Genomic DNA, 20,025 nt, shown 5'->3' with positions numbered 1-20,025 from the left:
TTCGTCTAGTTGGTCAGGAAGCAGGTGTCCCACCCGGACGCGGACGGCGTTCCGGTGTGGAAGGAGTGCAGGGCGAGGGCGGTGCCAGCGGCACCTTCGAGGAGCCCGATGTCGCCGCCGCCGGGAGGGTTGATCAGGGAGTCCGCCAGGGTGCCGGGCGGGGTGTCGGTGATCGGGGCCAGGAGCCGGGGCAGGCATTCGGTGAGGCCGGGAGTGCGGGCGTCGTCGGCAGCGAGTTGCGTGATGTGCGCCAGACCCGCGAAGCCGTGGCACAGGGAGACGTCCACGGTCGCGTCGAGTTGTCCGGGGTCGGTCATGGCGCGCAGGAGGGCGAATTCGGCGGCGTGTTGGCGCGCCGGGGCCTTGAGAGCGAGGGCGGCGAGCTGCTGTGCGCGGGCGAATCCGGCGGTGCCGTAGCACCAGGACGGCCGGGAGGGTCCGGGGCCGGTCGTGCCGGAGCGTAGCTGCTCGCGGGTGATCCAGTACGGCCACCACGGGCCGGCGGGGCCGTCTTGCTGCCAGTGGTCGAGCCAGGCCAGGATGCGGGTGATCGCGTCGAGGTGGCCGTCGACGGTGACGCTGCGGCGGGCTGCGAGGGAGAGCACGGCGAGGGGGCCGCCGATTCCGTGGGCGACGCCGTTGTTGGCGTGCCCTTCCGGATAGTCCGGGGAGGTCGTGCCGGAGGGGGCGAGGTGGCTCCACCAGCCGGGCAGGAGTTCCCCGTCGTGCTTGACCGGCTCGGTCAGGCGGACCAGGTAGGTCAGAATCTCGCGGAGGACGTCGGTATGGACGTCGCGGCGCAGCAAGAGACCGCCCATCCCGCTCAGGCCGCGGATCGCGTCGAACTCCGCCAGTGCGGGCATCTCGCCGCGGTCCATGCGTGCATGGGCGTCCGCGAGCCGGTCCCGGATCGCCGCCGTGATGTACCGGTCGAGGGTGTCCAGGGCGCGGGCGTAGCGTCCGGGACGGTCGGCGGCGGCGTGCAGGGCGAAGGCGAGCGCGGGCGCCCCGTAGTAGAGGTGGCTGTCCGGTCCGCCGACGGCGGGTTCGGCTGCGGCGCAGGCGAGCCAGTCGTGGGCGCGTTGCCACGGCCCCTGGTCGGTGCGGGCCCGCTCGATGTGCAGCAGCGCGACACCAGCCGCGCCGTGCGCGAGCGACTGCGGCCACCAGCCCTGGCGGTGATGCAGCCCCCGTACGTCCTGCGGCGAGGCGAGCCGCTCGGCGATCGTGTCGGCGGCGGCCCGCGCGCTTTCACGCAGGTTCATGGTGATCTCCTCGGTGAGTCCAGGCCATCGCGGCGGCGTGGGCCAGCCGCACGCACATCCGCTCGTCGTCCTTGTCGATGCCGACGGCGCGGATGTGGTGGGCGTGCAGCAACGAGTCGAGAACGAGGTCCGGGCCTATGCCGCCGGACGCGTCCAGCTTGTGCCGGTAGCGGGCCAGGGCCGCGTCGCGCTCGCTCCAGGCGCTGGCGATGGCCGCGCCGCCGGGAGCCGCGCGCAGGGCCGCCCAGCCGTCGGCCGGATCGGCCAGGCGCACCGCCTGACCGCGCACGGTCCGGTCCATCGGGCGCGGGTCGGTGATCCGGCCGTGGGCGATCAGCCAGTCCATGCCGGCCGCGGTGCTGCCGGTGAAGGCGGCAGCGACGGAGACGAAGTTCGCGGCGGCGAGTACCTGTCGGTGCGGACGGGTGCTCTGGGCGAACTGAACGGCCAGGGCTCGGGAGTCAGCGGCGAAGACGTCCTCGGCCAGGCTCATCAGCGGCCCGGGGCCCCACCGGCCGGTCTCCGGGTAGGAGGTCGCGAACTGCATGTCGGTGAGGAGCCCGGTACGGCGCAGTCCGTTCGCCCAGGCACTCACGCGCTGCGCGGTGACCGCGAAGTCCTGCTCGCTGGGGACCGCGATGCGCAGCCGCAGGTGCCAGCGAGGGTCGCGGTAGCGCATGTACCACCAGGTCGGCGGCTCGTCCCACTGGCCGAGCAGCGCGGGAAGATGGGCGGCAAGGATCTCGGGCTGCCGTTCGAAGTGCCCGTACAGCTTGACCAGCAGCCAGGAGGCGGTGCCCGGAAGGTGACCGTGGTCGCGGGTGACGAGCTGGTCGGCGGTGACGGGAGGGACGGCCGGCCACTTCGGCGGGCGGACGGCCGTCATCGGGGCGATGATCTCGTGGGCCCGTCCGTCGAACCAGCCTCCGTCGAATTCCGCTTCAGTCAAGATCGCCGATTCATGGGTGTCCAGGTGGGCGCGCAGCAGCGTGAGGTGCGCGCGCTCGGAGAGGTCCAGCGGCAGGAGCTGGTCGCCCTCGGCCAGCGCGACTTCGTCCGGAACTCGGCGGCGTGCGCGCCACCCGTCGGCCGCCTTGTGCCACTCCTCCCAGGAGGCGCGGCGGTCGGGCAGCTCCGACCGGTCCAGTCGCCACCGCGCCGGAGAGAGGATCGCGCGGCCGTAGCGCACACGCGGCAGGTACGGCAGGGCGGTGGCGGACGCCCAAGGGAACATGGTCAGGACAGCGGTCTGGGAACGGCTGATCTCGGTGAGGAAGCGCGCGAGCGGCGGCGTGTGGCCTCGCAGGTCCAGCGCGTGCAGCGTCATGGGGTCCAGTAGGCACGCCCGGGAGAGGGAGACGAGGTAGAGCCTGCGGCGGTCGCAGCCCACGGCGAGGTCGTCGAGCGTGATCGTGCGCGCATCCACCTCACGGTGCTCCGCCAGGCTGATGACGGCCGGCAGGAGTTCGGCAACGCGGGTGACGTTGGTGTCGCCCCGGTCGAGTGGGGCGAAGGAGACCTGCGTGGGCACCGCGCCGGTCGCGTTGACCGGCAGCTCCTCCAGCATGACGGCCACGCGGGCCTGATCGTCTGGTGCGAGCAGCCCCAGGCTGCGGCCGATCGTGGTGCCGATCCCGCGGGAAGGGGTGATGCCGTGAAGGACGAAGTCTCCACTCTCCAGAGCCTCTTGCGAAGTGGCACGGATTTGGAAGCGCAGCTCCGTGTGGGCCGGTACTTGCGGGGCGCCTCGGTCTCCGACCGTCAATGTGCGGATCAAGTCCTCGTCCAGGCTGATCTCCTCGCGGCCGTCGAGGACGGCCGCCTGGGCGAGGGAGAGCAGCCGCTGTTCACGGGAGGTCAGGGCCTCACCCTGTTCAGGTTCCGCACCGCGGTATCCGACCGGGAACCCGAGGCCGACGTCCGGGTCCACCAGGTCCCGGACCGGGACGAGCGAGTTGATGCCGTACCGCTCGAAGAACCGGTTGTGGAAGTCCTTCCACGCCGGAGTGCCGAAGGGGTACGCACTCAGCCGGGCCAGCACCGTGGCGGCCTGCTCCGCCTCGCGGGCAACCTGTGGGGGCAGAGTGAGGGAGCAGTCCATGCGCAGGTCCAGCGTGAGCGGCTGAGCCTTGACGGTACTCAAGGCGGTCATCTTCTGACGTAAGGCGGTACGCAGGCGCTGGCCGTCCACCGGGGCCAGGACCTGGTTGTGCTGGACGATGGCGTCGCGGACCGCCCGCAGGTCGGCCACGAGGTCCGCGGCCGATGGCGCGTCGGCGGCTTCGGCCTGGTCGACCAGGTGGTCCAGGGCATCGAGGGTGGCAGAGGGCGCGTGCAGGCTGCTGATGAGCACACCGCGTTCGACCAGGCTGCTGACGAGCCCTTCCACCCGGTCAGCGGGAACGTCGGGGAACTCGGTGCTCATCAGTTCGACGACCGCATGGACGGGGACGGGCGAGGCGGCGGCGTCGACGGCGATACGTACGGCGTCGGTGTACCGGAGGGACACTTCCGCCGCAGGGCTGTCCTCGGTGCGGCGTGAGCGGGGCGGATAGGGCACGATCAGCCGGTCGCCGCGTACGTAGGCGGTGTTGTTGGCCATCACGTTCAGGTGCCGAAGGAGTTCGGGGTTTGCTTCCAGGCGGGCGATCTGGTCAGCGATCCAGTCGCCATCGGCACGGACCACGGCGCGGTGCCCTTCGCCCCAGGTCCATCCCAGCCGCGCTCCGAAGGAGGCAGGAGCGACGCCGGCGAACAGTCCGTTGGGCGTCGCCCGGCCCGTCATCCGCAGCACGTACCGCATGACGGACACCACAGTGCGGCGTAGCTGACGTGTTTCAGGTCGAGCCGTTGAGCACAGGCTCTCGACCTGCCGCGCGAGCAGAGGGCTGGCCTGCTCAATGGTGTCGGCGACCTCGGTCATCGACCAGATGTCGCGCAGCCACGCCTGCCACCGAATCTCTCGGGCCGGAGTGGCGTCGGCGAGGGCCGGCCACACGGGGAACGGCAGCCTTGAGTAGCGGGCGGCGCGCACGAGCGCTGTGTCCGCGCACCGGTACAGCGGTCCGACCTTCCTGGTGTCCACGCAGCACCTTCCCTGGTTCGTGGAGTGTCGGGGGTGCCAGCCCGCGCGGCGGAAGACCGCGCGGGCTGGCACTTCGGCGTGCTTGGGGTCACGCCACGTTGGTGGCGCAGGACCCCTTGCAGCTCGGCTTGCAGCCGTCGTCCGTCAGGTTGATCACCGAGGCGGAGCCGTCGCCGGACTCCAGGACGCTGATGTCGAGGTCGAACTCGTCGTGCTCCACGTGTTGCTTCCTCCATCGTTGAGTGCGGCTCCCATCGAGCCGCGGGGTGTGTGCCGCGAGGGCGGCGCCGGCACGCCGTAGGCGCCGTGCCGGTGGTCTGGTGCGGTCAGGAGCCGCTGGAAACGCAGACGGTGCCGCACGTCGAGCCGCAGCCACCGTCGGAGGCGATACCGGCCTCGACGGTGCCGCCGGACTCGGTGACGCTGATGTCGAGGTTGAACGGGTCCTGCGCGGCAGAGGCCGGGGTGGCGCGCGCTGGTCGGTCACCCTGGGAGTCATGGGAATCCTCCTGGTCAGTGGGGCGGAACTGTTCGATTCGAGGTGTTGCTGTGCGGCCGGTTAAGCCCGCCGGACGGTAGCTGTGTGGCTACGCCGGTCGAGCTGTCCTCGGCCACCTCTTCAGACACGGAAGTCGGTGTCCGCAAGAGGAGTCGGTGACGGACACGGAGCCTGAAAGGTGCCGTGCCCGAGGAGCGCCCGTCAGACTGCTGTGGGCTGGACCTGCGAGTGCTTCCTCGCGGCCTGGTCGAGCACCCGGGTGAAGTGCTCGGCCTGCTCGTCGCCCTCGGCCTCCTCGGCTCGGAGGCCGCCGAACCGCTTCCAGTAGCGCCGGCAGACGTCGCTCTCCATCAGCTTCGCGGCGTAGAAAGGGAGTTGTCCGTCACGGACGAAGCCGAGGCGGTCGCGAACGCTGAGGATGCAGATGAGCTGGTTGGCCTTGAGCAGCTGCATGTACTCCTTGACGTCCATGTCCTCGGGTGTCCAGAGCTGGGCGAGGTCGGGGTTGGTGGACATCTGCGCCAACCAGTCGAGCTGGTTGCGGGTGAGGAACGCCTCGTTGCGCTCGGCCTGGTGTCGCGCGTCCTGCCTGAGCCGGGTGGCTCCGACCACGGCGGTGGTGAGGGAGAGGGCAGCACCGGCAGCGAGGACGGCTGTGGTGAGCTTCATCGGTCAACGATCCTTTCGCAGGGAAGAGTTGCGGCCTGGAGGCCGACTGGTGGAGAACCCGGGGTTCCGCTTGTTCACGCGGCCCCCGTGAGGACGACGGTCGGGGCTTCGTCGGCGGAGCTGTCCAGCGTGTAGCGGCGACGCACCGCCTGGAGAGCGACAGCAATCGGCGGCAGACCCACGGTGGCCCTGCGCGCGTCGACAGACGCCGGCGCGCTCAGGGGGCACAGCTCGATGCCGTCGGCGCTCAGCAGGAGCTGGGTGCCGTACTCCTGGTCGCGCCCGCTGGTGATGAGGGCGCGGTCGTGCAGGTGCGCCCAGTGCTGGACCAGCGCGTCGCCGGCCTGGACCGCACGTCCCAGCAAAGTGGTGGCGGCGCGCTGGAAGGCCGGGTCGTCGTCGCTGTGCAGGGCGATACTCCAGGCGGCGCGGGCCCCGTCGGGACCGACGAGACGATGGCCGGGCCAGTCGTGATCGGCCAGGATGCGGCGCAGCACCTTGGCGTTGGCGTGATCGGCGTGACGGCCCTGTCCGAGTTCGATGGCATCGAGCTGATTGCGCATGTGTTGGGCCCGGTGCGCGGCCGACGCCTCCGCTCGGGCGATCAGCTCGCGGGCGAGGTCGGGTCGCTGTGGTGCGGCGGTCGTCACGCGCTGCCCCGATCTTCCGGGGTCGTCTCAGGCGCGTGGACGCGGCAGCCGATGAGGGTGCTCAGCCCGGACCGGTGCTCGGCGGCGAGTTCGAGGCGGGCGACTCGGTCACCCTCTCGTCCTGTGCCGGAACCCTGGATGCTCCAGCCCATGTCGGTGAGCCGACGCAGAAGAGCGGCGATGGGGTCGGCGTCCAGAGGATGGCGGGCCAGGGCCTCGGCCCGTACGACGGGGAGGCCCTGCCGGGCGGCGAAGTCGGACGCCCACAGGGTGACCAGCCGGGTGATGTCGTCGGGCTGGCCGGGCAGAGTGTGGACGCAGCCGAGGAAGAGGCAGGGGCCCTCGCCCCAGCCGAGGCCCGGGCCGTGCTCGGGGATCATGCAGGCCAGCAGTTTCCCGTCCTCAAACAGCCCTGCCGGCTTCGTCTGCGGGTCGCGGAAGAGGGCCGGGACGTCGGCTTGAGCGGGCACCGGAAGACCGCGAAGGACGAGCCAGCGCTGGCGGTCCTGGACGAGGGCGGCGGCCTCCTCACGCTCGGCGTCCGTGCGTAACGTGCGCACCTCGTATACGGCGGCCACGGGCGCCGGGTTGAACGGTGCCGCAGTCAGCCGTTTTCCCCCGGCGGCCGGGGGCCGGTTCACTGGCCCGCTCCGCTCCGCGTCGGCTCGGCCGTCAGCAGGTTCCAGCCGTGCGCCAGGATCACCAGCTGGGTGGTGTCCTGTGCGCCTGTGTCAGCGAGGAGCTGGTCGAGCGCGGCGCGCAGGTCGGCGGGGGCGAGGTTGGCGGCGACGGCGATGTCGCGGGCGCCGCTGTGCTCAGCGACGGCTCGAAGCAGCAGCAGCTGCTCCGGGTTGAGCTGTGGCGCCGGCTGGTCCGCCGTGGGAGGGGCCACCTGCTGAACTGCGAACAGGCGGTGCACGATCACTGGGGGCTTGCAGCGGGGCGGGCAGTGGAGGCTCTCACGGATGTCGTGGATGTACAGGCGGACGGTCACGGGTGACAGTCCGGTCTGCGTGGCGATCTCTTGGGGCGTGAGGCCGTTGGCGAGGTGCTGGGCGACGCGCTGCAGGGTCGGCGTCAGGGGTGTGATCGGTGCGCTGGTCGTTACGGGCGGGGTCACGGTGTCTCTTTCTCGGCTGGGATGGACGGTCACTGGGGGAGGTGCCGCCGGTCCCCGCGGGGGACGGGGGCCGGCGGCACGGGCCCGTGCGCGGCGGTTGGGATTCACGGGGTGCCGCGCACGGGGGCTTATGCGGCGGTGGGGTCGGGTCGTGCCCAGGCGGCTTCGGCGGCGAGGCGTTCGGACCACTGGATGTGGTCCTCGTCGAAGGCGGCGTCGGCGAGGCGTATGCGCTGGACTTCGCCGGTTCCGGCCGGTGGGTAGGTGTGCTGGATGTCGCGCCACAGGCGTTGGAGGACGTAGTCGCGGTCGAGGGCGTGGGCGCCGTGCAGTTCCATGGCGTCCTGGGTGGACTGCATGGCCCACTGGTGGCCGAGGTACTTGGCGTTGATCAGGTCGGCGTCGCAGGGCAGGCCCTGGTCGAGGAGGTGCACGGACTGGTAGGCCAGGATTCGTCCGGCGCGCAGGCGTGCCTCCATGCCGCCGATGCGGTCCCTCAGTACGGGCAGGTCGGACAGGGTGCCTCGGTAGCGGGGACGGGTCTTGAGACGAGTAGTGGTGGTGTCCACGACCGCTTCGTGGATGCCGAGGCTGACTGCGGCCAGGTTGGGTCGGCCGTAGAGGATGCTGCTGCTCTGGGCGACGGCCAGCCCTTGGCCGATCTCTCCGACCTGGTGGTCCTCGGGGACGCGGACGTGGTCGAGGTCGAGGCGGCCGGCGGAGAAGCCGTGCAGGCCGAGGCCGGGGCGGTGGTCGGAGACGGAGAGCCCGGGTCGGTCGGCTTCGACCATGAACGCGGTCAGTGCCTGAGAGGTGCTCACGCCCGCTTCGGCGGTGCGGGCGATGACGAGGTGGGCTCCGGCGAGGTGGCTGTTGCCGATGTGGATCTTGCTGCCGGTGAGCACCCACTGGTTGCCGGCGCGTTCGGCGGTGGTTTCGATGCCGCCGATGTGTCCGCCGGCTTGCGGTTCGGTCACGGCGATCGACAGCAGCAGGGAACCGTCTGCGACGCGGGGCAGCCAGTAGCCCTTCTGCTCATAGGTGGCGAAGTGCAGCAGGGCGCCGACGGGGATGAGGGTGGCCTGCAGGATGGCCGCGGCAGCCGCCGACATGCAGGCGACGCGGTGGACCAGGACCGTCTTGGCCACATGGCCGGCGCCAAGACCGCCGAAGGCGGCCGGGACGGTGACGGCGAACCAGCCGCGTGCGGCCATCAGATCGGCGACCTTGCGCTCCACCCTGCCCGGAGCGGCCTCCATACGTGCAGCACGCGGCGCGATGTGCTCTTCCGCGAAGGCGTCCGCCTCGTCCCACAGCAGTTCGTGGCGGGCAGTGAGGTAGGGACGCAGCGCCGGTGGCGGAGCGGTGGGTGTGGCGGGCATGGTCGTCTCCCTCTCCCTGGGGGAAGGTCGCACAGTGGAGCGGCCGGGGATCGCCTGCGGCTCCCGGGTGGGGGTGGTGGAACGGCTTAGCGGACGGGGGCGCGGGTGATGTGGTCCATCACCTGTGCACTGGCGTTGATGACGATGTCCCGCAGACGGCGGGCCTCGTTCAGGGGCCGCTTCTCGGGGTCGATGACGCACACCGTGCCCAGCACGGTGCCGCTGTCGTGGATGAGCGGTGCGCCGAAGTAGGAGCGGATCCCGACCGCGTCGACGACCGCGTTGCCGCTGAAGCGAGGGCTGGCGTGCACGTCGTGCAGTGGCAGGGCCTTCTTGCGGGCGATGACCTCCGGGCACCAGCCGTGGTCGCGGCTCATGGTGCGGCCGACGATGACGTACCCGCTGTCCGCCGGCGGCTGGTGCAGCCCGACGAAGGTCTGCTCCTGCAGGAACAGATTGACGAACCCGTACAGAAACCCGGCCTGTGTGGCCATGTCGCGGGCCAGGTCGTCGAAGTCCTCGTTGGCCACCGGGGGCACACCCAAGCGGTTGAGCAGCTCGTAACGCTGCGCCAGCTCCAGCGACTGCTGGGGCGGCTGGCTGGTGGGGGCGGCGGCGGGCGGGGTGAACGGGCCGCGGATGGCGTCCCGCGCGTCGCGTCGCGGCAAGGACCGTGCGGGCGGGGTGGCCTGCGGCGTGCGGTAGGGGTCGCTGGGGTGCTGTGACATCAGGCGTCCTGAAGGGTGGTGGATGGGGCGTGACCAGCGCGGCTGGTGGCGGCGTTGTTCACGGCGTGGTCGACGAGGGCCAGCAGAACGCCGGCGACGTGGTCCGAGTTGCGGGCGTCGCAGGTGACCACCGGTACGGAGGCGGGTAGTTCGAGGGCGGTGCGGACCTGCTCGGGGTGGTAGCGGTGCGCCCCGTCGAACTGGTTGACGGCGACGACGAAGGGCAGACCGATGTCTTCGAAGAAGCTGATGGGGGTGAAGCTGCTCTCCAGACGGCGGGTGTCGACCAGGACGACCGCGCCGACGGCTCCGCGGGAGAGGTCGTACCAGAGGTCGACGAACCGGTCCTGGCCGGGCGTGCCGAACAGAAACAGCTCCAGGGGCACGGGCGCGTCGGGCAGGCTCAGGCGGCCGAAGTCGAAGGCGACGGTGGTGGTCTGCTTCGCCTCGATGCCCGCCAGGCTGTCCACGTCTGCGCTCGCCTCGGTCAGGTACTCCTCCGTGCTCAGCGGCGTGATCTCACTGACGGCGCCCACGGCGGTGGTCTTGCCCGCACCGAAGCCCCCGGCGATCACGACCTTCAGCACGGTCGGCGCGGCGCCGGCACGCGGGTGCGGCGAATTACGCGGCACCGCGGCCGGGTCATCCGGCCTGGGGGTAGGCGACGGCATTAGGCCACTTCCTCTTCAAGCCCACGGAAAGGGCTGCCAGCAGTTGGGGAGACGGACCGGATTCCTCGCCCGTATCGGCATAGGACTGGGGCAGGGGGACGACGAGAGCGTCGGCGTCCAAGAGGTCGGAGACGAGGATCTTGACGGCGGTCACGGGCCGGCCGAGGCGGCCCGCCAGTTCGACCACCGGCCGTCGGCGCTCCCGGCACAGCGCGAGGATCTCGCCACACTCCTCGGCCTGAGCCGGGCCGGGCCTTCCCGGTCCCGCCTCCAACACGGTTTCCAGAGCGAGCAGGTGCCGCGGCTTGGTGCGCCCGCGCGTGAGGGTGTAGGTCCGCACGAACGCCGACTCCTCGGCCGCGCGGCCGTATGCGGTCACCGCACCTCTCCGCCCGTGCCGACACGGACGGGGATCACCATGTAAGGGGCGAACTTCGCCACGAGCCGACCCATCTCGAAGCCGACGGTGCCCGCGTCGGAGTCCCGGGTAGCGATGACGGCGAGGATCGTGTCCACCTCACCGCGTTCGGCACCGGGGTGGTTGTCGAAGGCTGCGCTGCGCCCGGCGCTCTGGACGAAGAACAGGCAGTCGTCTCGCTCGATGATGACCTGCTGGGCCGGCCTCTTCTTGTGGCTGGGGCCGGTGATGTTCGCCGCGAGGGAGGCCACTCCGCTGAGCGCGGCCGACAGTTCGTCCGCCCAGTCCTTGTCGACGTCACTGTCCAGCAGCCGCAGTCCGTCGCGCGAGAGCAGGACGGCGTGCGTGACGCCCGGCGTCTCGGAGGCGAACTGATGCAGCAGCCAGACCATGCTGTCCCGCTGTCCGCTTGTCGTCGTGGTGGATGCGGGCGTGCCGTCGGTCACGTTGTTCATCGCGGGGTGGGTGCTCATGGAGATCGCTCCAGTAGGGGGAAGGGCCAGTGGGTGTACCGGGCCACCGGGAACGCGGAAGGACGGGTCAGGGGGTGGGGTGTTCTGTTGAGGCGGGAAGGGGACTGGCGGTGCCGCCGGCCTGGAGGCCGTTGCGGAAGGCGGCTGCGAGCCCGGGCGTTGCCGCGGACATGGGGGCTTGCTCCCGCTCGTGTGGTGGACGGAAAGGTTCGGTCCGGCGTGTGCGCGTGGGCAGAGCGGGCGCGTCGGCCGAATGGCCCGCTGTGGTCGGCGCCCCAGCGGCGCCGGGGCGTGCGACCTGGCCCACCCCCGGGGCGGCAGGAGCCGCGGCCACCTGCTGCGGTTGCCGCCCGGAGACGCGAGCCTCCTCGGGCGGCAGTGCGCTCGCATTCTCAACCGATGGAATCGCTACCAGGAGCCGTGCGGGTATGACGACCAGGGCAGTGGTGCCCCCCGTCACGTTCTCCTGCAGGAGGACGGACAGTCCGTGCGACTGTGCGATCTTCGCGGCGACCAGCAAGCCGAGCTGTCCGGCCCGGACTTGGCCGCTGACGTCGACCTCGTCCGGGGCTTTGAGCAGATGGTTCATCTGTGCCCGCGTCTGCGGGTGCATGGGGATGGCTCGATCCTCGACCTCGATGGCCAGCCCGTGTGGCACCCGCTGCGCCCGCACCATCACCCGCGTCGCCGGATCGGAGCACTCGCAGGCGTTCTCGATCAGCTCGGCCAGCAGGTGCGTCAGGTCCGGACCCACATGGCCGGGCAGACCCAGCTCGGCGCCCACGGACCCGGCCGCGACGGCCACCCGTGGATACTGCACGACCTCGGAGACGGCGCCGCGCAGCGCCGTCGTGACAGGAACGGGCCGGCGCACGCTGCGCAGGGACTGCCCGCCCAGCACCGCCGTGCTCTCGACCTGACGGCGCATCCGCGTCACGAGGTGATCGATCTCGAAGATCTTGGCCAGCAGCTCCGGGTCGTCGGTCAGCATCTCCAGCCGGCTCAGTGCCTCAAGTGCCTTGCTGACCAGGGCGTGCTCGCGCATGGCCAGGCGGCGAAGCACTTCCAGGAGGACGACCGACTGGGACTCGTCGTGCACGCGGATCAGCGACGCGATGGCCTGCGCCTGGAGGGCACTCAGCGAGTTGCCGATCCCGGCGATCGGAGTGGGCGACTGCGCGGTCTGCGGGTCTGGCAACGGTGGACGTTTTCCGCGACACAGCTCGTCCGCCGACCACAGCACCGACTTCTCGACGGCCGCCGCTGCCCCTGTGACCGCTTTCAGCGCCGCAGCCTGGGAATCCTCCACGGCCGACTGCACGGCGCCGGCGACGGTGCGCGCTGAGCGTGCCGCCACCACGGCGACCCCCGCCAGTGCGCAGACCAGGCCGGCCAGGACCCAGCCGGGGCCTACTGCGGACACCGAACCGAGAGCGAACGCGGCGACCAGCAGCGCGGCAAGGAGCACCAGGGGCAGTGCTACCGCGCGGCGGGCGAGGTGCTGCGTGTTCGCGTCGACCGGGGGCCGCCGTCTGCGGTGGCCGGTAGAGGCCGGCCGTGCCGGGAAGGCGCTGTCAGGCATGGGAATCCTCGTCAGGGGGTGGGGTTGCTATGCGTGCGTCAGGTCTGCGGCGCTTTGGCGCATGCTGCGGAAGGTCGAGCGGGGCGCCGGAACCGCGACCGCGCCGTGGCGGGAGGGTCCCGCCGTCAGGGACTGAAGGAGCAGGGCGCTCTGGATCAGGCCCATGTGGCTGAACGCCTGCGGGAAGTTGCCGAGCTGGCGCTGCTGGACGGGGTCGTACTCCTCCGCCAGGAGCCCGAGGTCGTTGCGCAACGCCAGGAGGCGCTCGAAGAGGCAGCGGGCTTCGTCGAGGCGGCCGGTCAGGGCCAGACCGTCGACGAGCCAGAAACTGCACAGGAGGAAGGCGCCCTCATCGCCCGCCAGGCCGTCCACTCCGGTGCGCTCGCCGCGAGTCGGGTACCGGTACACGAGCCCGTCCGGTGTGGAGAGTTCACGACGTACCGCATCCACGGTGCCGATGACGCGCGGGTCGTGCGGCGGCAGGAAGCCGACGCAGGGGATGAGCAGCGTGGCGGCGTCCAGGTCCTGGGAGCCGTAGGACTGGGTGAAGGTGTTGCGCGCCGGGTCGAAGCCCTTGGTGCAGACCTCATGGTGGATCGTGGCCCGCAACTCGACCAAGGGGGGCAGGTCCACGTCGAGGGCACCGACTTCCGCCAGGCGGATGGTGCGGTCGACCGCGACCCAGGCCATCACCTTGGAGTGGACGAAGTGCCGGCGTGCCCCGCGGATCTCCCAGATCCCCTCGTCAGGCTCCTGCCAGCGCTGCGCCAGGTGCTCGACGAGCCGCTGGTGCAGGACCGCGGTGTCGGCGCAGTGGGCGACACCGCTCTCGTGCGCGAAGTACAGCGTCTCGATCACCTCGCCGTACACGTCGAGCTGGAGCTGGTTCGCCGCTCCGTTTCCGACCCGCACCGGGGTTGAGCCCTCGTACCCGGGAAGCCAGGCCAGCTCCCGTTCCCGCATATCGCGCTCCCCGGTAATTCCGTACATGATCTGCAGGTTCTCCGGGTCGCCGGCCACGGCACGCAAGAGCCATCGCCGCCATGCCTGCGCCTCCTGCCGGTACCCGGTCCCCAGCAGCGCGGCGAGCGTCGTGGAGGCGTCACGTAACCAGGTGAAGCGGTAGTCCCAGTTCCGTCCGCCGCCGATCTCCTCGGGCAGCGACGTGGTCGGCGCCGCGACGATCCCGCCGCTCGGCCCGTACGTCATCGCCTTCAGCGCAATCGAGGAACGAACCACGGGCTCGCGGTAAGGCCCGTCGTAGGTGCATTCCTGCGTCCAGTCCTGCCAGAAGCTGAGTGTCTCGGTGAGCGCGACCTCCGGGTCGGGAACGTCAGGCGCGGCTGCATGGGATGGGCACCAACTGAGCGCGAAAGCCACGCTCTGACCGGCGGCGACGGCGAAGGCGCTGACGATGGCACCTTCCTTCTCCACCTGCTGGACGCAGGTGTCGAGCCACAGAGCGTCCGCGCCGGCCTCCGCGACCATGCGGCCCCCGACCTCGTGGATCCACGGGCTGACGCTGCCGTATCCCGGCCGCGGACGCATGGCCGAGATCATCGGCACTTCGCCGGTGAGACCCTCTACGATCCGGATCACCTGAGGTGCCCCGTCGCGTGGCGGCATGAAATCCAGGACGCGGACCGAACCGGTCGGGATGCGCCACACCGATTCGAGGACGAGTGAGTCACCGCAGTACCGGCGTTTGGCTTCCGCTTCGGAGCCGGACCGGCCAGGAGGCGGCGAGGCCGGAGCGATCTGCCAGGTGCCGTGTTTCTGTGTCCCGAGCAGGCCGGCGAAAACGGCCGGCGAGTCGAAGCGGGGCAGGCACAGCCAGTCGATCGAACCGTCGTCGCAGACGTGGGCACTGGTCTGCATGTCGCCGATCAGGCCGTACTGCTCGATACGCGGAAGACGTTCCATCGCTTGTGAATCTCCATTGACCCCGCAGGCCGGGGGGTATCGGGGGCCGCTACGGCGGCCGGGAACACTGAGAAGGAGGGGCACCTGTGGTCACACCGGGGTGAGGTCGGGTCGTTCAGGGTCGGCGGGGAGTCCTCGTCGGCCGCGACAGGACTGGCTGTGCGCTCGCCGCGGAGGACCAGCCAGGCCATCGGCCCGAGAATCAGCCCGATGACGACGACCTCGGTTACTGTCACGTCCGTGGCACCGAAGCGGCCCAGACCAAACAGGCGAGGGCGACTGCGAAAACCGCCCCGCGCAGCATGTTGATCCGGGGCTTCCACGAACGCCGCCTGCGCTCCGGGCGCATCGACCCGGGATCGCCGCGCTCCACATGCGTGACGGGTTCCTGCGTCGCTTCGGCGAGCTCGACCAGGTACACCCGGCTGGGCATGTAGCCCTCGGGGACGCTGTCCGAGGAGAGCCGCTGCGCGCGCAGCAGGACGGGGGTGCCCGAAGCGGTTCGTGCGCCCAACTGGGCAACGTGACCGCGCAGACGGCGAACGAGGTTCTCCACATCAGCAGCGCTCTCGGGTAGCGGTGAATCCTCGCCCAGCACGAGCGTCACCGTCTCCGACGCGGTCACCACGTGATCACGCTGCGGCGCCCGCTTCACGGTGACGGACCCTCGCTCTCCGCTCCCGCCCACGCTCTGGATGTCTCCTCCGCGAGGGACCAGCGAAAGGCGCATGACACAACTCCTGTTGGGATCAAGCCAAAGTGAGCCGAAATCGCCGGTTGGCATCGACGGCTGGCGTGCGAAGTGAGTGATCTGGCAGCTACGTTGAGCGAACCGTGAATCCCGTCTGAGGGGTATGCCTGTGCGGACCGGAAGGCCGCCAAAGGCGCCAAAGATCATTTCGGACCCGAGGGGCAGTCCATGGCCCGTGAACGAAACGTCGCCCTCGCCGCACTCCTGCGCGAAGCAGGCTGGTCCCAGCCACAAGCAGCCGCTGCCGTTGCTCGAGTGGCCGCGGAGAGTGGAGTGCGTGAGCTGGAGGTGATCTCCCGCTCGCACATCTCCATGTGGGTGCTCGGCACGAAGCCGAGTGGCAGAGCGCCGCATATCCTGCGCGAGACGCTGTCCCGCAGACTCGGCCGCCACCTCACCGTGGCCGACCTCGGGCTGGAAGAAGAGCCAACAGGCACGACCGACACCGGATCCGACTGGAGCGTCGACCCTCTGACCGCACTGGCCGAGTTGGGAAGCGACGATCTCGACATGCACCGACGCAAGCTGCTGTCCACCGCCGCCTACTCTGCGGCCGGCCTCGCCCTGCCCACAGCCTCGTGGTGGGCAGCCGCCCCCGCCGCAGCGGCGAAGCGCCGACCGGCATCCCCGCGCCCGGTGACCCAGACAGACATCGACGACGTCCGCGACCTCACGGTCTACTACTCCGCGCGCGACCAGCAGCGAGGCGGCGCTTCCGGCCGCAAGGCCCTCGCCAGCCACCTGCTCGACGGTGCGGTACCGCTGCTTGGCGGCCGATTCCGTACAGATCAGCTCCGCCGCGACACGTACTCCGCCGTGGCGGAGATGACTTACCTCGCCGGTTGGATGGCGTTCGACGCCAGTGAACACCGCACTGCCCAGCGCTACCTCACCATTGCCGCCCGCATCGCGGCGGAAGCTGGAGACGGACCGCTCGGTGGTCATGTCCTGCGCGCCCTCGCCCACCAGGCTGTGGACCTCGGGCATCCACGCAGGGCGCTCGCCCTGGCCGACGCCTCGATGTCCCGCGACCGCTACGGCCAAGCCAGCCATCGTGAAAAGGCACTTCTGGCGATCGTCCACGCTCGCGCACTCGCGGCCGACGGCGACCGGGCCGGTTCTCTCGCGGCCATCAGCCGCGCGGAGCGGGACCTCGCCCGCGCCGACACCAACGAGGCGCCGGCGCGCGTCGGCTTTTTTCAGGAAGCCTCCCTCGCCCACGAGACGGCCTGCGCTCTGCGTGACATGGGCCAGCCTCGGGATGCGGAGATCCACTTCAAGCGCAGCGTGGCCACGCGCCAACGCCAGCAGTTCGCCCGTACCCACGGCGTGACGCTCGGTTACCTCGGCGCCGTCCAAGTCCAGCAGGGACGCCTTGACGAGGCATGCGCAACCTGGAACGAAGCACTCGACGCCATGGCCGGTATCCAGTCCGGGCGAGCCCGCGACGTCATCGTCCGCATGCAGAGCGACATCTCGCCCGTCCGGCAGCGCGGTGGTCGCCACGTCGCCGAACTGGACCGTCGCGCGCGAGGCTTGTTGCGCGCCATAGGCTGACCACAGAACGGTTTCGCGGCGCTGACCGGAGGCCGCCGCGCACGCTACGCCCAGGGAGAGGAACGAGCGCTGATGCCGACCTACGAGGTCAAGTCGATCGCCACGGTCGTCGGCGGCCACACTCGCGTACAGGACGACTACCAAGGCGGGGTCGAATCGATCATCCGGCTCGACGACGCGTATCCCCTTGAAACGCTGCAAGGAATCGAGGAGTTCTCCCACCTGACCGTGACCTGGCGCTTCCATCTGGCCCGACCTGAAGACGTCCAGCTCCACGCACGCAGTCCAAGGGGAAACCAGAACTGGCCGGCGACCGGTACGTTCGTCCACCGCAACCACCGGCGCCCCAACCAACTGGCGGTCAGTTACCCGCGGTTGCTCAAGGTCGAAGGCAGGGACCTCCTGGTCACCGATCTCGACGCCGTCGACGGGACGCCCGTGATCGACCTGGCACCGTACTTCGAACAGATGGGGCCTCAGGGCCCGATCCGTCAGCCCGCATGGCCTGGCGAGATGCTTGAACCGAACTACTGGGCGAAGGCAAGCGAACGGCCCTCCGAGCGTCCCCTGTAGGGGAATTGACTGAGCTGCCCGACTCGTCAACCGCATGGCCGGGAACCATTTGGAAGTCTGGCTCAACCCTCAGCCCTCGCGTACCGGAACTCACACCACGTCTCCTTGCCGCTGCTCTCCCACGCGTCTGAGATCGCATCGACAAGCCGGATCCCGCGACCGGATTCACCGTCGGGTCCGGCTTCCTTGAGTACAGCTGGGGCCGGATTGTGATCGGTGACCGAGACACGCACCACGTCGACGGCCACCGTGATCCGGAGCACGACTTCTCCCTCACCGTGAATCACGGCGTTGGTGGCCAGCTCCGAGACGGCCAGTACGACGACCCCCGCCACCGGGTCCGAAACACGGCACCGCCGCAGGAACGCCCCGGCTGTCTGCCGCATCTCCCCAACCTTCGCGAGATCAGGGAGAAAGGCCGCCTGACAGCCATGGGATGCCGCCGGTATGCCTGCCCTCGCCGATGTGCTGTGCCGGTCTTCGTGAACCGACCTCGCGCATGACACGCCTGCCACGTCGGCAAAGCTACGGATGCCCCCGCCGGGCGGGGTCTCCTCTTGGAGCCTGGTCATGGGGGCTATCGCACCGCGTGGCGACGCCGTCGACCAGGGGAATCCAGAGGGGGAAATATCTGTCAAGGGGGAAAGTCGGAGGGGGAATTGAGGCCATGATTGGATTCCGCCCACCAACAGAGGTCACACTCATGCCAGATCCGTTCGCCGACCTGCTCCTCCGGCTCCGGCAGGAGGCGGGCAGGACGCAGGAGGAGCAGGCAGACGCGATCAACGCTGTCTCCGGCCGGGACACCATGACCCGCCGAGAGATCAGCCGCTATGAGAACTTCGAGAACGTCCCTACCAATCACACAATCGCCCACATCGCGGCGGCCTGCGGTGTGCCCTTCGAGGAGCTTCAGCGGGAGGCCAAGGCTGCCCGCGCTCGGAAGAGAAAGGGGCATGCCAGTGCAGAGGAGGACCAGGACGCCGTGAAGCGTCGCACGCTGCTGGGTGGCGCCGCTGTCGGCGTGAGCGCGGCTGCCGAGCCCTGGGGGCGCCTCGCCTTCGCCCTCAGTAAGGGGTCCAAGATCGATTCGCCCTCCGCCGTCGCGCTCATCGACCGGGCCGCTGAACTACACGTCCAGGAACTCAATCTCAGCGCCCGGCGGCTACAAGGGACGGTCGAGTCGCATCTTGACGCGATCACCGCGGCTCTGCCTCGTGCCGGCGAGCACGAGCGGGCTCTCACTATCGCCGCTGGAGAAACCGCCGCCCTGGCGGGTTGGGTCGCCTGGGACCTGGGTGAGCACGACAAAGCCGACGCCTACTACAAGGTCACGTCGCAGTGCGCGACGACCGCCGGGCACCCTCCGCTCCGAGCCCTGGCCTTGACCTACAGCAGCTACGGCGCCTCGACGCCGAAGGCGAAGTTGGAGTTCCTTTCCCAGGCGGCCAGCGATGTGCGAGGCCACGGCAACGCTACTGCTGCCGCCTGGGTCCTCGGCAGGCACGCGGAGGAGGCTGCGGCGGCCGGCGACGAGATGGGGGCGCTCCGGGCGTTGGAGCGAGCGCGCTTCGCTTACGACTTCGCGGATCACACCAACGAGCAGGCGTGGGTCCGGTTCGTGACCCCGTACCGCATGGATTCGCTGGCCCTCTCTGTATACGGGCAGTTGGGGCGTCCCGAACTCACCGCTACAGCAGACACCGCAGTCGACCGACTCGGAGACGAACTACCGGACGGAGGCGTCGTGGTCCTCGGTGATCTCGCGTCGGCCCTGCTGCGTGGAGGTGACGTCGACCAAGGGGTCTACGTGTCACGCCAGTTCGCCGCAGCGGCACAGGCCAAACCCAACACGATGGGCAAGGAGCGCGCATCGACTATCGCAGCGTCGCTCCCGGACAGCGAGCAGGAACTCAGCCGCCATCTGCGGCAGTTCGCATCCTGAGTCCCTGCGCGGCACGCGGACAAGCCCAGGACGCGAACAGTCGTACGGCCGGTCCGTCGCTCCGCAGACCTATGCCGTCTCCGCGACTACCCAGGACAGGTACGCCTCCGAACCGCCGGTCACGGGCAATGTGATCCACTGGGGGACGTCGTACGGGTGTTTCTCGTGCATCCACGCCTCCAGTGCCGGGAGACGGTCCGTCGTAGTCATGTACGAGATCCGCCACTCCTGCGCCGTCTCAACCTTCCCTTTCCACCAGTAGAAGGCGGTGATCGGCGCATCGATGTGGACGCCCGCTGCCAGCTTGCTCTCGACAGCGCCCCAGGCCAGCGCCTTCGCCTGATCCTCGTTGTCGCTGGTCGTCTGCGCGATCACAATCTCGTTGGCCATGCAACTACCTCTCCAGCTCGGGTACCGCGACCCTACCCAGCCGTTCAGCGCGCATCGAAGTCGGTAGCTACCGGTGTGGGCGGGCGGGACTCAACCAGCGACCTGGACCACTGAGACAGGCAGCAGGCCATTCAAACGCTTGGCGACCTGAACGCGTGGACCGCATAGATGCGTGACCTCACCGGGGTGTTGTGTCGTCCGTTGGGCTTCGTACTGACCGCAAGGCAGGCCGGCGAGCCCCTGACTTCCGGGGGCGACAGCGCGTCGGCGGGTGCCTAGCGGAGAGCGAGCGGCGGCCCGGACGAGGTCGGCCGATAGGGCGAATTCTTTCTGTTTCCTCAGGC

At 69.9% G+C, this 20,025-nt stretch carries 21 protein-coding genes; 3 read left to right on the top strand and 18 right to left on the bottom strand.

What is annotated here, in order from left to right:
• Nucleotides 1-5: 5 nt before the first annotated feature.
• The 16 genes from QNO09_RS17815 to QNO09_RS17745 all read right to left on the bottom strand — a co-directional run bounded on the left by QNO09_RS17815 (nt 6) and on the right by QNO09_RS17745 (nt 15,093).
• Nucleotides 6-1,265 (bottom strand): lanthionine synthetase C family protein, encoded by a 1,260-nt coding sequence (locus QNO09_RS17815; RefSeq protein ID WP_283971172.1) that lies wholly within the window; start codon nt 1,263-1,265, stop codon nt 6-8.
• Nucleotides 1,252-4,350 carry a lantibiotic dehydratase gene (locus QNO09_RS17810; protein ID WP_283971171.1) on the bottom strand — a complete coding sequence of 1,033 codons (3,099 nt, stop codon included), beginning with the start codon at nt 4,348-4,350 and terminating at the stop codon, nt 1,252-1,254. Before QNO09_RS17810 ends, QNO09_RS17815 begins: the two co-directional genes overlap by 14 nt.
• A gap of 88 nt (nt 4,351-4,438) precedes the next feature.
• Nucleotides 4,439-4,570 (bottom strand): FxLD family lanthipeptide, encoded by a 132-nt coding sequence (locus QNO09_RS17805; protein WP_283971170.1) that lies wholly within the window; start codon nt 4,568-4,570, stop codon nt 4,439-4,441.
• 106 nt (nt 4,571-4,676) lie between these two features.
• Complete coding sequence (locus tag QNO09_RS39975; RefSeq protein WP_502962311.1) at nt 4,677-4,886, bottom strand: FxLD family lanthipeptide; 210 nt, start codon at nt 4,884-4,886, stop codon at nt 4,677-4,679.
• 164 nt (nt 4,887-5,050) lie between these two features.
• A complete protein-coding gene (locus QNO09_RS17800) occupies nt 5,051-5,518 on the bottom strand; it encodes a DUF6082 family protein (RefSeq protein ID WP_283971169.1) in 468 nt (155 codons plus the stop codon).
• 74 nt (nt 5,519-5,592) lie between these two features.
• Nucleotides 5,593-6,168 (bottom strand): DUF6624 domain-containing protein, encoded by a 576-nt coding sequence (locus QNO09_RS17795; RefSeq protein ID WP_283971168.1) that lies wholly within the window; start codon nt 6,166-6,168, stop codon nt 5,593-5,595.
• A complete protein-coding gene (locus QNO09_RS17790; protein WP_283971167.1) occupies nt 6,165-6,746 on the bottom strand; it encodes a hypothetical protein in 582 nt (193 codons plus the stop codon). Before QNO09_RS17790 ends, QNO09_RS17795 begins: the two co-directional genes overlap by 4 nt.
• A gap of 59 nt (nt 6,747-6,805) precedes the next feature.
• Nucleotides 6,806-7,288 (bottom strand): LuxR C-terminal-related transcriptional regulator, encoded by a 483-nt coding sequence (locus QNO09_RS17785; protein WP_283971166.1) that lies wholly within the window; start codon nt 7,286-7,288, stop codon nt 6,806-6,808.
• A 128-nt stretch (nt 7,289-7,416) separates the two neighbouring features.
• A complete protein-coding gene (locus QNO09_RS17780) occupies nt 7,417-8,670 on the bottom strand; it encodes an acyl-CoA dehydrogenase family protein (RefSeq protein ID WP_283971165.1) in 1,254 nt (417 codons plus the stop codon).
• Between the two features lie 86 nt (nt 8,671-8,756).
• Nucleotides 8,757-9,398, bottom strand: coding sequence for a GAF domain-containing protein (locus tag QNO09_RS17775; RefSeq protein WP_283971164.1), 642 nt, complete (start codon nt 9,396-9,398; stop codon nt 8,757-8,759).
• On the bottom strand, nt 9,398-9,985 hold the full coding sequence (locus QNO09_RS17770; RefSeq protein WP_283971208.1) for a GTP-binding protein: 588 nt from the start codon (nt 9,983-9,985) through the stop codon (nt 9,398-9,400). Before QNO09_RS17770 ends, QNO09_RS17775 begins: the two co-directional genes overlap by 1 nt.
• A 55-nt stretch (nt 9,986-10,040) precedes the next feature.
• The gene (locus QNO09_RS17765; protein ID WP_283971163.1) at nt 10,041-10,448 is read right to left on the bottom strand and encodes a DUF742 domain-containing protein; all 408 of its coding nucleotides are present in this window, start codon (nt 10,446-10,448) and stop codon (nt 10,041-10,043) included.
• Nucleotides 10,445-10,960: a roadblock/LC7 domain-containing protein gene (locus tag QNO09_RS17760; RefSeq protein WP_283971162.1), complete on the bottom strand. Its 516-nt coding sequence runs from the start codon at nt 10,958-10,960 to the stop codon at nt 10,445-10,447. Before QNO09_RS17760 ends, QNO09_RS17765 begins: the two co-directional genes overlap by 4 nt.
• A gap of 67 nt (nt 10,961-11,027) precedes the next feature.
• A complete protein-coding gene (locus tag QNO09_RS17755) occupies nt 11,028-12,542 on the bottom strand; it encodes a sensor histidine kinase (RefSeq protein WP_283971161.1) in 1,515 nt (504 codons plus the stop codon).
• A 27-nt stretch (nt 12,543-12,569) separates the two neighbouring features.
• Nucleotides 12,570-14,465, bottom strand: a complete 1,896-nt coding sequence (locus tag QNO09_RS17750) for a glycoside hydrolase family 15 protein (protein WP_283971160.1) — start codon at nt 14,463-14,465, stop codon at nt 12,570-12,572.
• Between the two features lie 232 nt (nt 14,466-14,697).
• Nucleotides 14,698-15,093 carry a DUF6415 family natural product biosynthesis protein gene (locus QNO09_RS17745; RefSeq protein WP_283971159.1) on the bottom strand — a complete coding sequence of 132 codons (396 nt, stop codon included), beginning with the start codon at nt 15,091-15,093 and terminating at the stop codon, nt 14,698-14,700.
• A gap of 291 nt (nt 15,094-15,384) precedes the next feature.
• On the opposite strand from QNO09_RS17745, the gene QNO09_RS17740 reads away from it, so the two are divergent.
• Together QNO09_RS17740 and QNO09_RS17735 are read left to right on the top strand one after the other, a co-directional pair.
• Nucleotides 15,385-16,773 carry an NsdA family TPR-like regulatory protein gene (locus tag QNO09_RS17740; RefSeq protein WP_283971158.1) on the top strand — a complete coding sequence of 463 codons (1,389 nt, stop codon included), beginning with the start codon at nt 15,385-15,387 and terminating at the stop codon, nt 16,771-16,773.
• Between the two features lie 72 nt (nt 16,774-16,845).
• Entirely contained in the window at nt 16,846-17,346 is a 501-nt protein-coding gene (locus QNO09_RS17735) for an SAM-dependent methyltransferase (RefSeq protein WP_175435692.1), read from the top strand.
• A gap of 62 nt (nt 17,347-17,408) precedes the next feature.
• Here QNO09_RS17735 and QNO09_RS17730 read toward each other — a convergent pair whose 3' ends face one another.
• Nucleotides 17,409-17,918, bottom strand: a complete 510-nt coding sequence (locus QNO09_RS17730) for an ATP-binding protein (RefSeq protein ID WP_283971157.1) — start codon at nt 17,916-17,918, stop codon at nt 17,409-17,411.
• Between the two features lie 131 nt (nt 17,919-18,049).
• Between QNO09_RS17730 and QNO09_RS17725 the strand changes: the two genes are divergently transcribed.
• The gene (locus QNO09_RS17725; RefSeq protein WP_283971156.1) at nt 18,050-19,291 is read left to right on the top strand and encodes a helix-turn-helix transcriptional regulator; all 1,242 of its coding nucleotides are present in this window, start codon (nt 18,050-18,052) and stop codon (nt 19,289-19,291) included.
• Nucleotides 19,292-19,360: 69 nt separating this feature from the next.
• On the opposite strand, the gene cutA is transcribed toward QNO09_RS17725, so the two are convergent.
• Nucleotides 19,361-19,681, bottom strand: a complete 321-nt coding sequence (gene cutA, locus QNO09_RS17720) for a divalent-cation tolerance protein CutA (protein WP_283971155.1) — start codon at nt 19,679-19,681, stop codon at nt 19,361-19,363.
• Between the last annotated feature and the right edge of the window lie 344 nt (nt 19,682-20,025).

The organism is Streptomyces sp. 378 (assembly GCF_030124145.1).
Classification (GTDB): domain Bacteria; phylum Actinomycetota; class Actinomycetes; order Streptomycetales; family Streptomycetaceae; genus Streptomyces.
This window is presented reverse-complemented; position numbering and strand designations above follow the sequence as displayed.

What these genes read in the sequence shown, in the direction of transcription:
- QNO09_RS17815 (WP_283971172.1), bottom strand. Translation starts at nt 1,265, where the DNA reads ATGAACCTGCGTGAAAGCGCGCGGGCCGCCGCCGACACGATCGCCGAG.
- QNO09_RS17800 (WP_283971169.1), bottom strand. Translation starts at nt 5,518, where the DNA reads ATGAAGCTCACCACAGCCGTCCTCGCTGCCGGTGCTGCCCTCTCCCTC.
- QNO09_RS17780 (WP_283971165.1), bottom strand. Translation starts at nt 8,670, where the DNA reads ATGCCCGCCACACCCACCGCTCCGCCACCGGCGCTGCGTCCCTACCTC.
- QNO09_RS17775 (WP_283971164.1), bottom strand. Translation starts at nt 9,398, where the DNA reads ATGTCACAGCACCCCAGCGACCCCTACCGCACGCCGCAGGCCACCCCG.
- QNO09_RS17760 (WP_283971162.1), bottom strand. Translation starts at nt 10,960, where the DNA reads ATGAGCACCCACCCCGCGATGAACAACGTGACCGACGGCACGCCCGCA.
- QNO09_RS17755 (WP_283971161.1), bottom strand. Translation starts at nt 12,542, where the DNA reads ATGCCTGACAGCGCCTTCCCGGCACGGCCGGCCTCTACCGGCCACCGC.
- QNO09_RS17750 (WP_283971160.1), bottom strand. Translation starts at nt 14,465, where the DNA reads ATGGAACGTCTTCCGCGTATCGAGCAGTACGGCCTGATCGGCGACATG.
- QNO09_RS17740 (WP_283971158.1), top strand. Translation starts at nt 15,385, where the DNA reads ATGGCCCGTGAACGAAACGTCGCCCTCGCCGCACTCCTGCGCGAAGCA.
- QNO09_RS17735 (WP_175435692.1), top strand. Translation starts at nt 16,846, where the DNA reads ATGCCGACCTACGAGGTCAAGTCGATCGCCACGGTCGTCGGCGGCCAC.
- QNO09_RS17730 (WP_283971157.1), bottom strand. Translation starts at nt 17,918, where the DNA reads ATGACCAGGCTCCAAGAGGAGACCCCGCCCGGCGGGGGCATCCGTAGC.
- QNO09_RS17725 (WP_283971156.1), top strand. Translation starts at nt 18,050, where the DNA reads ATGCCAGATCCGTTCGCCGACCTGCTCCTCCGGCTCCGGCAGGAGGCG.
- cutA (WP_283971155.1), bottom strand. Translation starts at nt 19,681, where the DNA reads ATGGCCAACGAGATTGTGATCGCGCAGACGACCAGCGACAACGAGGAT.